General features: G+C 70.0%; 16 protein-coding genes and 1 pseudogene. 15 read left to right on the forward strand and 2 right to left on the reverse strand.

Features of this window, described 5'->3' with window-relative positions; genetic code table 11:
• The first annotated feature begins 64 nt into the window (after window positions 1-64).
• Window positions 65-1,114 carry a DMT family transporter gene (locus ACSVDD_RS27680; RefSeq protein WP_448192653.1) on the forward strand — a complete coding sequence of 350 codons (1,050 nt, stop codon included), beginning with the start codon at window positions 65-67 and terminating at the stop codon, window positions 1,112-1,114.
• Between the two features lie 351 nt (window positions 1,115-1,465).
• Entirely contained in the window at window positions 1,466-1,912 is a 447-nt protein-coding gene (locus tag ACSVDD_RS27685; RefSeq protein WP_448192654.1) for an alpha/beta fold hydrolase, read from the forward strand.
• Here the strand turns inward: ACSVDD_RS27685 and ACSVDD_RS27690 are convergent.
• Window positions 1,896-3,228 (reverse strand): annotated as a pseudogene (locus ACSVDD_RS27690) (IS1380 family transposase). The gene ACSVDD_RS27685 and the pseudogene ACSVDD_RS27690 overlap by 17 nt on opposite strands.
• A 385-nt stretch (window positions 3,229-3,613) precedes the next feature.
• Window positions 3,614-4,396 carry an ectoine/hydroxyectoine ABC transporter substrate-binding protein EhuB gene (gene ehuB / locus ACSVDD_RS27695; protein WP_448192655.1) on the reverse strand — a complete coding sequence of 261 codons (783 nt, stop codon included), beginning with the start codon at window positions 4,394-4,396 and terminating at the stop codon, window positions 3,614-3,616.
• A gap of 95 nt (window positions 4,397-4,491) precedes the next feature.
• Here ehuB and ACSVDD_RS27700 point away from each other — a divergent pair, with 95 nt between their 5' ends.
• The 13 genes from ACSVDD_RS27700 (at window position 4,492) to ACSVDD_RS27760 (ending at window position 12,067) form a co-directional block, all read left to right on the forward strand.
• Window positions 4,492-5,118 (forward strand): hypothetical protein, encoded by a 627-nt coding sequence (locus tag ACSVDD_RS27700; RefSeq protein WP_448192656.1) that lies wholly within the window; start codon window positions 4,492-4,494, stop codon window positions 5,116-5,118.
• A 116-nt stretch (window positions 5,119-5,234) separates the two neighbouring features.
• Window positions 5,235-5,552 (forward strand): SEL1-like repeat protein, encoded by a 318-nt coding sequence (locus tag ACSVDD_RS27705; protein WP_448192657.1) that lies wholly within the window; start codon window positions 5,235-5,237, stop codon window positions 5,550-5,552.
• A 102-nt stretch (window positions 5,553-5,654) separates the two neighbouring features.
• Window positions 5,655-6,230 (forward strand): cytochrome b/b6 domain-containing protein, encoded by a 576-nt coding sequence (locus ACSVDD_RS27710; RefSeq protein WP_448192658.1) that lies wholly within the window; start codon window positions 5,655-5,657, stop codon window positions 6,228-6,230.
• Window positions 6,231-6,624: 394 nt separating this feature from the next.
• Window positions 6,625-7,029, forward strand: coding sequence for a cytochrome c maturation protein CcmE (locus ACSVDD_RS27715; RefSeq protein WP_448192659.1), 405 nt, complete (start codon window positions 6,625-6,627; stop codon window positions 7,027-7,029).
• Window positions 7,030-7,285: 256 nt separating this feature from the next.
• Window positions 7,286-8,518 carry an HD domain-containing phosphohydrolase gene (locus ACSVDD_RS27720; protein WP_448192660.1) on the forward strand — a complete coding sequence of 411 codons (1,233 nt, stop codon included), beginning with the start codon at window positions 7,286-7,288 and terminating at the stop codon, window positions 8,516-8,518.
• 115 nt (window positions 8,519-8,633) lie between these two features.
• On the forward strand, window positions 8,634-9,044 hold the full coding sequence (locus ACSVDD_RS27725) for a cytochrome c maturation protein CcmE domain-containing protein (protein WP_448192661.1): 411 nt from the start codon (window positions 8,634-8,636) through the stop codon (window positions 9,042-9,044).
• Window positions 9,045-9,052: 8 nt separating this feature from the next.
• On the forward strand, window positions 9,053-9,181 hold the full coding sequence (locus ACSVDD_RS27730) for a hypothetical protein (RefSeq protein ID WP_448192662.1): 129 nt from the start codon (window positions 9,053-9,055) through the stop codon (window positions 9,179-9,181).
• A gap of 19 nt (window positions 9,182-9,200) precedes the next feature.
• Entirely contained in the window at window positions 9,201-9,695 is a 495-nt protein-coding gene (locus ACSVDD_RS27735) for a hypothetical protein (protein ID WP_448192663.1), read from the forward strand.
• Between the two features lie 21 nt (window positions 9,696-9,716).
• Complete coding sequence (locus ACSVDD_RS27740) at window positions 9,717-10,136, forward strand: DUF1924 domain-containing protein (protein ID WP_448192664.1); 420 nt, start codon at window positions 9,717-9,719, stop codon at window positions 10,134-10,136.
• An 11-nt stretch (window positions 10,137-10,147) separates the two neighbouring features.
• Window positions 10,148-10,645 (forward strand): flavin reductase family protein, encoded by a 498-nt coding sequence (locus ACSVDD_RS27745; protein WP_448192665.1) that lies wholly within the window; start codon window positions 10,148-10,150, stop codon window positions 10,643-10,645.
• An 11-nt stretch (window positions 10,646-10,656) separates the two neighbouring features.
• Window positions 10,657-11,133, forward strand: coding sequence for a diheme cytochrome c (locus ACSVDD_RS27750; RefSeq protein WP_448192666.1), 477 nt, complete (start codon window positions 10,657-10,659; stop codon window positions 11,131-11,133).
• Between the two features lie 45 nt (window positions 11,134-11,178).
• Entirely contained in the window at window positions 11,179-11,661 is a 483-nt protein-coding gene (locus ACSVDD_RS27755) for a hypothetical protein (RefSeq protein WP_448192667.1), read from the forward strand.
• 43 nt (window positions 11,662-11,704) lie between these two features.
• Complete coding sequence (locus ACSVDD_RS27760) at window positions 11,705-12,067, forward strand: TFIIB-type zinc ribbon-containing protein (protein ID WP_448192668.1); 363 nt, start codon at window positions 11,705-11,707, stop codon at window positions 12,065-12,067.
• The last annotated feature ends 132 nt before the right edge of the window (window positions 12,068-12,199 follow it).

Consider the following 12,199-nt stretch of genomic DNA (forward strand, 5'->3'; position numbering starts at 1 on the left):
GAGCGACTCCGGCGTCCCGGAGGTGTTGCCCCTCGGGGCGTCCAGAACCCATGGGAGGAAAGGGATGGCACACGGGTGGCAGGGCATTGCCTACGCCCTCTTCTCGGCCGCGCTGTTCGGCGCCAGCACGCCGCTCGCCAAGGCGCTGCTCGGCGACATCAGCCCGTGGATGCTCGCCGGACTGCTCTACCTCGCCTCCGGCGTCGGGCTGGCCGTCCTCCACGTGATCCGACGCGTCCGGAGCGGGGCGTCGTCCGAGGCGCCGCTCGCGCGCCGAGACCTGCCCTGGCTGGCCACCGTCATCCTGGCCGGGGGCGTCGCCGGTCCGGTCCTGCTCATGGTGGGCCTGGGCACGACCCCCGCCTCGACGGCCGCGCTGCTGCTGAATCTCGAGGGCCTGTTCACACTGGGCATCGCCTGGGTGGTGTTCCGCGAGAACGTGGATCGGCGCATCGCACTCGGGGCGGCGGCGATCCTGGCGGGGGCGCTGCTGCTGTCGTGGAGCGGCGGCCCGGAGGGGATCGGCTGGGGCGGCGTCGCCATCGCCGGGGCGTGCCTAGCGTGGGGCATCGACAACAACCTGACCCGCAAGCTGTCGGAGGCCGACCCGCTCCAGATCGCCATGCTCAAGGGCGCGGTTGCCGGGACGGTGAATGTCGCCCTCGCCCTGTCCGTCGGCGCCGCGCTGCCGTCAGCCGGGCCGCTCCTGGGCGCGGCGGTTGTCGGCTTCCTGGGCTATGGGGTGTCGCTCACCCTGTTCGTGCTGGCGCTGCGCCACCTCGGCTCGGCGCGGACCAGCGCCTACTTCTCGCTGGCCCCCTTCGCGGGGGCCGCGGTGGCGATCCTTGTGTTCGGCGAGCCGGTGACGGTGCGGTTCGTGGCGGCGGCGGCGCTGATGGGCATCGGGCTGTACCTGCACCTCGTCGAGCGGCATGAGCATCGGCACCGGCACGAGCCGATGCGGCACGAGCACCGCCACGTGCACGACGAGCACCACCAGCATGAACACGAGGGCTGGGAAGGACCAGAGCCGCACAGCCATCCGCACGTGCACAAGCCGCTGGTCCACGCGCATGCGCACTACCCGGACACCCACCACCGGCACACGCACTGACGTGTGTGTTTGGCGGAAGCTTACGCTTTGCTGCCTGCGATCCGGACGGGATTCTGCTGGTTGCCCAGTGTCCGGTTTGGGTCAGGAACTGCCGCTCCCGGGCGGCAGCTTCGCGCCAGAAACGGCTGTCTGCGATGCTGCGGAGGAGTACGCCTCTCTCGGCTGGGGTCTGGCCCGCCTCCTTGCCATCCTTGTTGCCGAAGTGCCAAACGGATCGTGGTGGGCGGCACCTCCCGGCGCCAGATCGACACGCTTGGCGTTTCCCTCTAAAACCACACCCGTCGGGCATCCAGCCACGGCTGGGGCGATGGAACCAGCGGCAATTCAGAGACCACAATGGCGAGAGCACCCATGCCGGAGATGGCCGAGACGGTTGTGGTGCATGCCGACGACGGTCAGCCGATCCCGCTCTGGCGGGCAGGGCACGGGCGCCCACTCATCCTGCTGCACGAGTGGGCGGCGGACCATACCGCATGGGATCGGTTCATCCCCACTCTGGCCAAGAGCTTCACCGTGTACGCCTGGGACGCACGCGGCCATGGCACTGCTGGTGCCTCCCACGCCCCGCAGGCCGGACCACCCATCATCGAACGGATGGCTCACGATCTGAAACAGGCGGTCGACCGTTTGGCGCTCGAGGCACCGCTGCTAGCCCGGATCATTCATCAGCGTTTTGGAACGGCGCCCCGGAGGCGTGGCGATAGGTGGCGCCAACGGCGCGGCATGACGGGGCTGGAGGGTTGCGGGGACAGGTTCGTTCGGGGGCACGTCGCCCCAGCAATCACGGCGGCAGCTTGACGGTGCGTGCGGCCAGCCCCGCGAGGCTTTCCTGGTAGGGGAAGCTGGTCGGCAGCGACACCTTGATGCGCGTCACCATTTCGGTGACCCGCGCCGCCACCTTGATGAGGCCGAGGCGCAGCGTGTCAAACTGCGCCTCGCGCCAGAACGGCGCCTTCGGCGCCAAGCCGCGCAAGGTGTGCAGCAGCCAGTAGGCAGCGGTGTGGATCAGCAGCCGGAACTGGTTGGCGGTTGCCTTGCTGCACGACGTCCGGTCGGAGGCGAGATGCAGCTTGTGGGCCTTGATCAGGTTCTCCATCTGGCCGCGGGCGCAGTCGATGGTTTCGTACAGCGCCTTGGGCGTGCCGGTCAGGTTGGTGACGATGAAGCGCGTGTCGGTGCCCTGGGCCGACGCCTCGATCCGGGCGATGACCCGGCGCTCGACCTTCCAGGTGCGGGCGGCGTAACGGAACTCGCCGAAGCGCCGGACCTTGTCCGCCTCGCCGGCGAGCCGGCCCATGGCGGCGTCCTCGGCCAGGTCGGTGACCTGCCCGAGCAGAACCTTGTTGCCGCCCAAGCCGAAGACGTAGCCGACGCGGTTTCGTTCGCACCAGCTCATGGCCTCGTGGCGGCCGTAATGGCTGTCGCCGCGCACCAGGATATCGACGCGCGGCCAGCGGGCGCGGATGGCTCGCACGACGTGGCGCAGCACCAGCGCCACCTCGGCGCCGTCCGGCGTCTTGCCGGGGCGCAGGATGACGGCGACCGGCTTGCCGGTGGTCGCCTCGTAGATGTGCATCGGCAGGAAGCAGCGCCCGTCGTAGTGGGCGTGGAAGAGGGACAGTTGCTGGGCGCCGTGGACGCGGTCCTCGGTGTCGTCGATGTCCAGCACGAGGCGCCGTGGCGAAGCTGTCGCAGAACGGCTCCACCATGGCCGCCATCATGCGCTTGAGCGCCACCGCGCCGGGCAGGTTTTCCAGCCGGCTGATCGTGGGTTGGGAGCACAGATCCGCTCCACTCTCCGGCAGCCGGCCGACCGCCATCTTGAAGGCGGGATCGCTGCGCAGGGTATCGCAGTCGTTGGCATCCGGGTAGCCGGCGGCGATCAGCAGGGCACGGAAGCGGATCATCTCCGCCAGCGTGTGCCGGACGCGCTCGGGCGCGCGGCGATCCTCGATGCAGCCCGCCAGGCGCTCGCAGATCCCAAGCCGCCGGTCGATCTCGGCCAGCAGCAGAACGCCGGCGTCGGAGGTGAGGCGGCCCCCATCGAAGGCGGCAATGACCGGTTTGCCGGCAACCGGTGACAAGCCGGGCAGAACCCCGGTACTCTCGGCCATGGCGGGCGTGAACTCCGTTGATCCGTGGTGAGACTGCTTCAGCACCAGAATCATACACGAAGTCAGCGGCTTAACCTCGCGTCCGCCGCCCCAGCTTCAGCTCTGATGAATGATCCGGGCTAGCGGCGACCGCGGCGGTGAAGTCGGCCTTGTTCATAGTCGTGGCGCTCTCTTCCGATGGTTCCCTGACGATGGGCCGCAAGCGCGTGCATCCGCGGTAGTCGGCTCAACCGACATAGCCAGCTTTGCCGTAACCGGGCATCGGGCACAAGGGGCTTCTTGCCGCCCCTGGGAGCGGGCTGCCGGGACGCGGACCCGATGTGTCCGCGAACTCGTCACGAATGCGCGCGATGGGGTGACCGGCTGCTTCGGCGGCTGGAGACTTCTACCGGTTCGTGCCACGGGGCGCGCACAGTTCGGAGGTCGTCCGGTCGGCACGTTCCGCCGCCGTGAAGCCGAACGGCGCGACGAGATCCGGATAGCCTGGGCTGCGCAGCAGTTCCCGCAAGTGGTGGTTGAAAGCGTTCCGCAGGTCCGTGTCCTCGGGGCGGAAGGCGAACCCGCTATGATCCAGGAGGCCCGTGCCGTTCCCGGGCGGGTTTCGGAACGGCTCAGCGCGTTCCATCTGGCGGGGGCTGCGCTGCACTTGGTCCTGCACGGTGACGGCCATCGCTGCGTACGCGTCCACCCGCCCCGCCTTCACGCCGTTGGCTGCCGCGGCGGCGTCGGGGAAGATCACCAGTTGGTTTTCGGCCACACCGAGCGCCCGCGCGTAGTCCAGTTCCACCGCCCCGGCGACGATGCTCAGGCGCACGGAGGGATCCGCCGCGACGTCCTCGAAGCCGTGCAGGTTCCGGGGGTTGCCCGGCCGCACGGCGAATCCCGAGCCCGCCTTGAAGATCGGTTCCGAGAAGACGGCTTGGCGGCACCGCTCCGGAAGGATGAACATCCCGGTGCCGATCACGTCGAAGCGCCCGGCCCGCAGGTCGCGGATGAGGGCGCCGAATTCGCTCTCCACCCCGACGGCCTTGGCGACGCCCATCATGGCGAACACGCGCCGGACCACTTCGGGGCCGATGCCGGTCAGCCGCCCGTCCGGTGTGCGGAAGGAAAAGGGCGCCTCGGGGGCATATAGGGCATCTATTGACCCAAAGCCGACCTTGCGCAATCGCTGTCCACGCCGTTCAGGCTGCGTTCAAACAAGGCTCGGCAAACTTCCTCTCATGAGCGCGCCCGTGCGTGGAGCACGTGGGGAGAGGTACCATGCGTCTGCTGCCGACCATCGCCGTCCTTACCCTTCTTTCGGTGGCACCTGCCGTCCGCGCGAACACGGCACGGGACCTCCCGCTTGGAGCGAGCGACGTGACGGCGGATGCGCTCCACGGACTGCGTTCCACCCACATCGGCGCGCCGCTGGCCCATGCGCTGGAGGCGTGCGGGGTCAGTGTGGTGCGCCAGGCGATGCCGCCCAAGCTGAGTGGCCTCTGGCTTGCCGACTGGCGGGTGATTGTACTGGCCGAGCGCCTCGACGCCGTCGAAGCCCGGATCGTTCTTGGCCATGAGGCGACGCACGCCAGCCGCACCTGCCTGGGCCGGACACCGCCGATGCCGGCGCATGCGGCGGGGCGGGAAGCCTGGATCGACGCCATGCTCGACGAGGAAACCGACGCGATCCTGGCCGCGACGGCGCTGGCGCGCGAACTGGCGGAAGGCGACGCCGCGGCCGACGTGGCGGTCGGCCGCCACCCGCTGACGCTGAAGGCATTCGCATTGGAGGCGCAGGGACTCGAGCCCGAGCAGCTCCGGGCCGCGATGCGCGCCCAGGTCGGGCAGGAATCCTATCGCCGGTACTACGAAGCCATCTTCGCGTTGTCCGGCGCGCGGAACTGACCGGAGCGGGCAAAACGCTCTTCCGGCATAACTGACAGGCGGACCCGCAGCAGTGCCCCGCGGCGCTGGAGTGGCAAAATACACAGAGAATTCAACGGAATTCGAGGGGACGTGCCATGAAATACACTGCTGTAATCGCCTGCATGACGATGCTGGCAACGGCACCCACCTTGGCTGACACCGCGAGCGCCATCCGCGCCTACGATGCCGGTGCATTCGACATCGCGGCCGGCGAGTTCCTGCGCGAAGCCAAGGGCGGCGACAGCGAGGCGCAGTACCGATTGGGCGTGATGTATGCCGACGGCATCTGGTTCCAGGCCAACCGCACCGAGGCGATCCACTGGATCGGCCAAGCCGCCATCAACGGTCATCAGCGCGCGCTGCTCAAGCTCGAGGAACTCAGCAAGGCCACCTCGGAGGTTCCGCGGCAATAGTGGCCCTGTCACGCCGCCCGCCCGCAGGCACGGATGTCCTCCGTGCCTGTGAGACGTTGGGTGATGCCGTCCTGCCAAACCAAGTCCAAAAGGACGATGCCCATGCCGTATGATAGCGTTACGCGTCTCCTCCACGCCACCATTGCCAGCGGCGTGACCATTCAGATGCTGGTCTGCTTGGTGATGGTTTATCCCCGCCCGAACCGGCTGCCGAACGCCTTGTGGGAGGTCCACGAGATCGTGGGCCTGATCCTTGCGGTGGCGCTCGCCCTGCACTGGGCGTGGTCGCTCGGCCGCGCGGCCCTGGGCGGTCGTCCCATCCTGCTGTTCCCCTGGTTCGCGGCGTCGCGCCTGCGGGCGCTGCGCGACGATCTGTTCACCATGGGCGGGGAACTCCGCAACGGTCGCATCCCGCACGCTGACGAGCCCCGCCCTGCCGCGGCAGCGTTCCAAGGGCTGGGGCTGGTGGTCGCCAGCGTCCTGGCGCTTACCGGCATGGTCATGTACTTCGGCATGGCGGAGAACGGTGCGATGGGGCCCGTCGTCCACGCGCTGAAGGAAGTTCATGAGGCTGCCGGACCACTGATGTGGGCCTATCTCGCCGTCCATCCCACTATCGGCATCCTGCATCAACTCGCCGGCCATCGGACCTTGTCGCGGATGTTCCGCCTGCTCTGACCACGACGAACGCGACATCGGGCATGGCAACCACCCGAAGCCGGTGGCCGCATACAAGGCGCGACTGGCGCACCTGTACGGGCTTGGCCACGTCACGGTGAGGGTTGCTGAATGCAGAGACGGCCACGTCGACTTGGCCCACCGCGCACGTGCGCGACCAACTGGCTCGGGCCAGAGCTGCGGAAATCCTCTCGACGCAAGCGGGTCGTGGCGCGGCTCCGGCCACGGTCGTCCAGTGACCTGCCGACCGCGCGGCTCGTCATCCCTGACGCGGGACCATGGCGCGGCGGCGCCTGAACGGCAGTTGAACGCCCCGTTCAGCCCCCGCTCAGGCCCATTCCGGCAAGCTCTCCTACATTGGGCGCGTCCGCGCCTGCCGACAGGAGGAAGGGAAATGCGTACATCGACAGCATCCGTCATTCTCGCCGCCGCCCTCATCACCGGCACGATGCTCGGCGTGGGGGCGGCGCACGCGGACCGGAAGCAACCGGCCGTCCAGCCCTCGGCCCCGCAGCCGATCGCCGAAGTGCTCAGGGCCGGAGGCGGCACCGTCGTCGGGGCGGTGACCGAGCGTGGCTCGAACTGGCTCACCATCGAGGATGGCTCGGCTCGGGTTGACGTGACCACGGGGCATTTCCTGCCCGAGGGTGTCCGCAAGAATGACCCGATCACCATCGTCGGCCGGGCGTGGCGGGGAGGACTGATGGCCAGCGAAATCATCCTGGCCGACGGAACCTCCCATGGTCCGGAAAGCTACGCTGCCACCCCCGGCGGCCCGTTCGACGGGGATGATGATTGATGAACCGAATGGACGGAGCGCCACAGGCAGGGGCTCCGTCCGCGTCCAAGGTCGACGACGGCTTGCCACCCCGCTGGGGTGAGCCATCCCCAATCGCTTGATCAGCGCCTATGCGTGCGGCCGCCTGGGCACCGGGTCAACCGAGCGGATGTTCAGAGTCACCGACGACGGCGTCGGGGCTTCCCGTCCCGCCGTAAGACTGCCGTCAGCCTTACGCCGTAGCGTCCTCTCCATCGACCACGCGATGGAGAGTCCGATGAGCGACCGCAAGGACAGCCGACGCCTGTTCGAGAGCCTTCTGGCGGTTACGGTAGCGTGTGGCGGCATCGCGTTCGTCATCCTGCTGCTGGTGATCTGGCGGGCGGAGCGCACCATCCGCCAGTCGCGCCGCTTGGCTGCGGACGCCGCCGCCGAGCGGGAACGCAAGCAGGCCGGGCATCGTGCCGCCGAGGACGCCACCCGCCGCACCGGCGAGGCCCACAGGCGGGGCCAGTTGGCGGCGTTCGCGCAGGCGCTGGACGACTCCGTCCGCACCGTCGTCGGCACGCTGTCCGGTTCGGCGGAGCAACTCCAGGGCACGGCCGCCGCCATGTCGGAGGCCGCCACCGACACCGCCCGGCGCAGCGACGGCGCCGACCGGCTGTCGGCCCAGGTGGCGGGGGAGATCGCCGAGGTCGCCGGGCAGACCGCCGACGCGGTCCAGCAGGCGGAGCAGACCAACCACATCATCGAAGAGCTGGCGAACGCCGCCGGCCGGATCGGCGACGCGATCCGCCTCATCAACGTCATCGCCGGCCAGACCAACCTGCTGGCGCTCAACGCCACCATCGAGGCGGCCCGCGCCGGCGAGACGGGCAAGGGGGTCGCCGTGGTGGCGTCGGAGGTCAAGACGCTGGCCAACCAGACCGCCAAGGCCACCGAGGACATCGCGGCCCAGGTGGGCACGATCCAGGCGGCGACCGTCGACGCGGTGGCCGCGATCCAGCGGATCGGCACCACCAAGGGGGCCTTCCTGCACGACGTCGGCAAGATCACCATCCCCGACCGCATCCTGCTGAAGCCCGGCAAGCTGGACGCCGCCGAGTTCGCCGAGATGAAGACCCACGTGGCGCACGGGCTGGACATCCTGCGCGCGTCGGCGTGGCTGGCCGACGCCCCCGACGTGGTGGGCGGCCATCACGAGAAGTTCGACGGCAGCGGCTATCCCGCCGGGCTGGCGGGCGAGGCGATCCCGGCCGCGGCGCGCGTCTTCGCCATCGCCGACGTGTTCGACGCCCTGACCTCGCGCCGCTCCTACAAGGAGCCGATGCCCTTCGCCCAAGCCATGGCCATCCTGCACGAGGGCGCCGGGCGGCACTTCGAACCGGCGATGCTGGCGCGCTTCGCCGCCATCGCCGAAGACCTGCACGCGCGGCTCACCGCGCTCGGCGACGCCGGCGTGGACGAGGAGTTGCGCCGGCTGGTCGGCCATTACTTCGCCACCCCCTGACGGCGCCGCGAACCTGAACGCCGGCTGAACGGGGCATTAAGGCTCGGCTCAGCTCACGTCTCCTAGAGTGCGGTCATCGGGCGCCGAGGGGCGCCGACATCCGGAGACACAAGCCATGCTGAAGACCGTCACGTTCGCCGCAGCCGCCCTGGCGCTGGCCGCGGGCGCCGCCCAGGCCGGCGACCACCACGGCCGCGACCGCGGCGCCGCCGCCGGCGCCCCGCAGCCGATCGCCGAGCTGACGGCCGCCGGCGGCGGCACCACCATCGGCACCGTCTCGAAGGTGGCGGCCAACTGGTTCACCATGAGCGATGGCCGCGACCAGATCGACGTCACCACCAAGGGCTTCCTGCCCGAGGGGTTGCAGCCCGGCCAGCAGGTCACGGTGACCGGCGGCATGCGCCAGGGCGCCATCCGCGCCAGCCAGATCATCCGCGACGACGGCACCGCCTTCGGCCGCGGCGCCGACCGCCGAGGCGGCGAGGGCCGTGATGGCCGGCGCGAGCGCCACCACGACGACGACTGAGCCGCGCGATGCTGAAACGTATGCTGATCCAGGGGCTGGCCGCCGCCGCGTTCATCACGGTCCTGGCGGCCGCCTACCAGGCGGGCGGCCTCGGCCTGTCCGGGCTGCCCGCCCTCGCCACCGAACACCACGACTGACCCCCGAGGAGGGCCCGCCATGGCCGCCCGCAAGCCGACCACCGCCGAGATGGCGTTCCTGCTGCTGTTCCACGCCACGCTGTCCGGCGCCTTCCTGGTCGCCTACCTGACCGGCGACGAGGACACCTACCGCATGCACGTCTTCTCCGGCTACGCCGCGCTGACCGCCCTGGCGACCCGCGTTCTCGCCGGGCTGACAGCGGCTGAGGGCAGCCCGCTGCGCTTCCCCCGCCCATCGGTTGAGGACGTACGCCGCTGGGTGGTGCGGCTGGCCGTCGGCGACCCGCAGGCCCGCGCCGGCCGCAGCCCGCTGATCCCCTGGATGGCCGCGGCGCTGCTGATCGGCGTCGGCGCAGCCGCTCTGTCCGGTGCCGTCGCCGATTTCGTGACCCTGGTGGAGGACCTGCACGAGGCGCTGGGCGAGATAGCGCTGTGGATCGTCCTCGGCCACGTCGCCCTCATGCTCGCCCTGCACCGGCTGAAGCGGCCCCGCCCGCTCGGCGCCCCCGCCTGACCCGATACGGAACCCAGCCCCATGAAGCTTCCCCTGATCCTCGCCACGGCGGCCGCGCTGGCCGCCGGCCCGGCGCTCGCCGCGGGCGGCCCGCACGCCGCGCTGCTCGACACGCTGGCCGCTCAGGCGGTCAAGGAAACGCCCGGCTTCGCCGGCTTCTCGGCCGAGCGCGGGCGCGCCCTCTACCTCGGCCCGCACGCCGGCGGCAAGGCGGAGACCAACGCCTGCGCCGCCTGCCACACGCAGACCCCGACCGCCACCGGCCGCCATTACAAGACCGGCCGCGACATTCCGCCGATGGCGGTGTCGGTCAATCCCAAGCGCTTCACCGACCCGGCCGAGGTGGAAAAGCGCTTCGAGCGCGACTGCCCGAACGTCCTCGGCCGCGCCTGCACGGCGCAGGAGAAGGGCGACTTCATCACCTACCTGTCCGCCCAATAAGCGAGCCTGCAATGCCCCACAGCACAGACCCGCGCGCCCTGCGCATCGCCTTCGGCCGCTTCGCCACCGGGGTGGCGGTGGTCACCACGCTCGCCCCCGACGGCGCCCCGGTGGGGCTGACCGTCAACTCGTTCAGCTCGGTCTCGCTCGACCCGCCGCTGGTGCTGTGGGGGCTGATGCAGCGCTCCGCCCTGCTGCCGCTGTTCCTCGAATCGCCGCGCTTCGCCGTCAACGTGCTGGCCGCCGACCAGCAGGCGCTGTCCGACCGCTTCGCGTCCCGCGCTGAGGACCGCTTCGCCGGGACCGGCTGGGAGCCGGGCGGCGGCGGCATGCCGCTGCTGCACGACGCGCTGGCGCGCTTCGAGTGCGCGGTCGAGCACGTCTTCGAGGCCGGCGACCACCTCATGTTCCTGGGCCGTGTCGAGCGCTTCGAGCACCGCGACGGCGACCCGCTGCTGTTCTTCGCCAGCCGCTACGCCGCGCTGCGGCCGGCGGCGCTGGCCGCCTGAGGGAGGAGTCCATGCACCTGCGCCCCACTCATCTGCGCCCCACCCATCTGCGCCCCACCCATCTGCGCATCGTCACCGCCGCCGTCCTCCTGCTCGCCGCCACCGCCGTCTCCAGCGCCTGGGCCGACGAGATGGAGCGCGTGCCGCCCGTCACCCACGCCGCGACGCAGAAGGAATGCGGCGAGTGCCACATGGCCTTCCAGCCCGGGCTGCTGCCGGCCGCGTCGTGGAACCGCGTGATGGACGGGCTGGCCGACCATTTCGGCGACAAGGCGACCCTGCCCGACGCGGTGGCCGCCGACATCCGCGCCTACCTGACGCGCAACGCCGGGCGCGGCGACGGCCGGCTGCTGCGCATCACCGAGCAGCGCTGGTGGCTGCACGAGCACGACCTCCGCGCCGACGTCTGGCGCCGCAAGGAGGTCGGCTCCAAGGCCAACTGCGCGGCCTGCCACCGGCTGGCCGCGCAGGGCAACTACGACCACTGATCCGGCCGGCGGATCATCACACCACATCCACACAGGAGGAGAACCATGATCTCGAAGAAGACCGCAGCCGGTGCCCTGATCGGCGTCGTCCTGAGCCTCGGAGCAGCGGGACCATCGTTCGCTGCCACCTCGCCGACCTATGACGGACATGCCGCCGGCACCCCGCAACTATCGCTGAACCAGGGACGGAAGTGGGCGACCGATGACGCCCTCCGGCAGGGGATGGCGACCATCCGCGAAACGATGGCGCAGAACCTCAGCGCGATGCACGGCGACAGCTACACCCCGGCGCAATACGCGGCCCTGGCGGCGACGCTGGAAGGGCAGGTCGACGGCATCACCCGGAGCTGCCGCCTTCCGCCCGATGCCGACGCCCAGCTGCACGTGGTGCTGGCCGGCATCATCGAGGGGATCGAGGGGCTGAAGTCCGATGCGGCGCGGGTGCAGGGGACGGTGAAGGTGCTCCGCTCCCTGGTCGCCTACGGCACGTATTTCGACCACCCCGGCTGGCAGCCCATCGGTCATTGACCGACGAGGCGTTCGATCCGGATCCTCCCAATGGAGCCCTGAGATGTCGCTGCTGATCTGTCCGAACTGCAAGACGGGAATGACCGCCGTGCTCCGTCACGGTGTGGAGTTCGACGTCTGTTCCGAGTGCCTGGGCATCTGGTTGGACCGGGGAGAACTCGACAAGATTCTCGCCGTCGAGCGGGAGCGACAGGCCGCTCCGGAGCCGGCATCGTTCCTGCCAAGGGATCGTCAGCCGAGCGGCCCGGCGCCGTCCCCGTGGTCCGCAGCGCCGCCGCATGGTGGTCACCACGAAGACTACAGGCACGGGAAGCGCCCGTGGGGCGACCACCACGGCCACGCGGAGCATCATGACAAGCACGGCAAACCGCGTGGATGGCGGAGCGTGCTCGACATCTTCGACTAAGGAGTGCCTAATACTACAGCGGGGATTTACCGGTTTGGGTGCGGCGCCTCCAATGGCACTGGCGCGCTCGTTGTTGGTGGCGTCGTCGCCAGATGGACCACGCGATAGCGGTGGTGGGTTCGGGTGGCGGCA

This window comes from Azospirillum terrae, assembly GCF_053470425.1.

Excerpts from the sequence above, each read along its gene's own strand:
- ACSVDD_RS27680 (WP_448192653.1), top strand. The coding sequence starts at position 65 with ATGGCACACGGGTGGCAGGGCATTGCCTACGCCCTCTTCTCGGCCGCG.
- ACSVDD_RS27685 (WP_448192654.1), top strand. The coding sequence starts at position 1,466 with ATGCCGGAGATGGCCGAGACGGTTGTGGTGCATGCCGACGACGGTCAG.
- ACSVDD_RS27700 (WP_448192656.1), top strand. The coding sequence starts at position 4,492 with ATGCGTCTGCTGCCGACCATCGCCGTCCTTACCCTTCTTTCGGTGGCA.
- ACSVDD_RS27705 (WP_448192657.1), top strand. The coding sequence starts at position 5,235 with ATGAAATACACTGCTGTAATCGCCTGCATGACGATGCTGGCAACGGCA.
- ACSVDD_RS27710 (WP_448192658.1), top strand. The coding sequence starts at position 5,655 with ATGCCGTATGATAGCGTTACGCGTCTCCTCCACGCCACCATTGCCAGC.
- ACSVDD_RS27715 (WP_448192659.1), top strand. The coding sequence starts at position 6,625 with ATGCGTACATCGACAGCATCCGTCATTCTCGCCGCCGCCCTCATCACC.
- ACSVDD_RS27720 (WP_448192660.1), top strand. The coding sequence starts at position 7,286 with ATGAGCGACCGCAAGGACAGCCGACGCCTGTTCGAGAGCCTTCTGGCG.
- ACSVDD_RS27725 (WP_448192661.1), top strand. The coding sequence starts at position 8,634 with ATGCTGAAGACCGTCACGTTCGCCGCAGCCGCCCTGGCGCTGGCCGCG.
- ACSVDD_RS27730 (WP_448192662.1), top strand. The coding sequence starts at position 9,053 with ATGCTGAAACGTATGCTGATCCAGGGGCTGGCCGCCGCCGCGTTCATC.
- ACSVDD_RS27735 (WP_448192663.1), top strand. The coding sequence starts at position 9,201 with ATGGCCGCCCGCAAGCCGACCACCGCCGAGATGGCGTTCCTGCTGCTG.
- ACSVDD_RS27740 (WP_448192664.1), top strand. The coding sequence starts at position 9,717 with ATGAAGCTTCCCCTGATCCTCGCCACGGCGGCCGCGCTGGCCGCCGGC.
- ACSVDD_RS27745 (WP_448192665.1), top strand. The coding sequence starts at position 10,148 with ATGCCCCACAGCACAGACCCGCGCGCCCTGCGCATCGCCTTCGGCCGC.
- ACSVDD_RS27750 (WP_448192666.1), top strand. The coding sequence starts at position 10,657 with ATGCACCTGCGCCCCACTCATCTGCGCCCCACCCATCTGCGCCCCACC.
- ACSVDD_RS27755 (WP_448192667.1), top strand. The coding sequence starts at position 11,179 with ATGATCTCGAAGAAGACCGCAGCCGGTGCCCTGATCGGCGTCGTCCTG.
- ACSVDD_RS27760 (WP_448192668.1), top strand. The coding sequence starts at position 11,705 with ATGTCGCTGCTGATCTGTCCGAACTGCAAGACGGGAATGACCGCCGTG.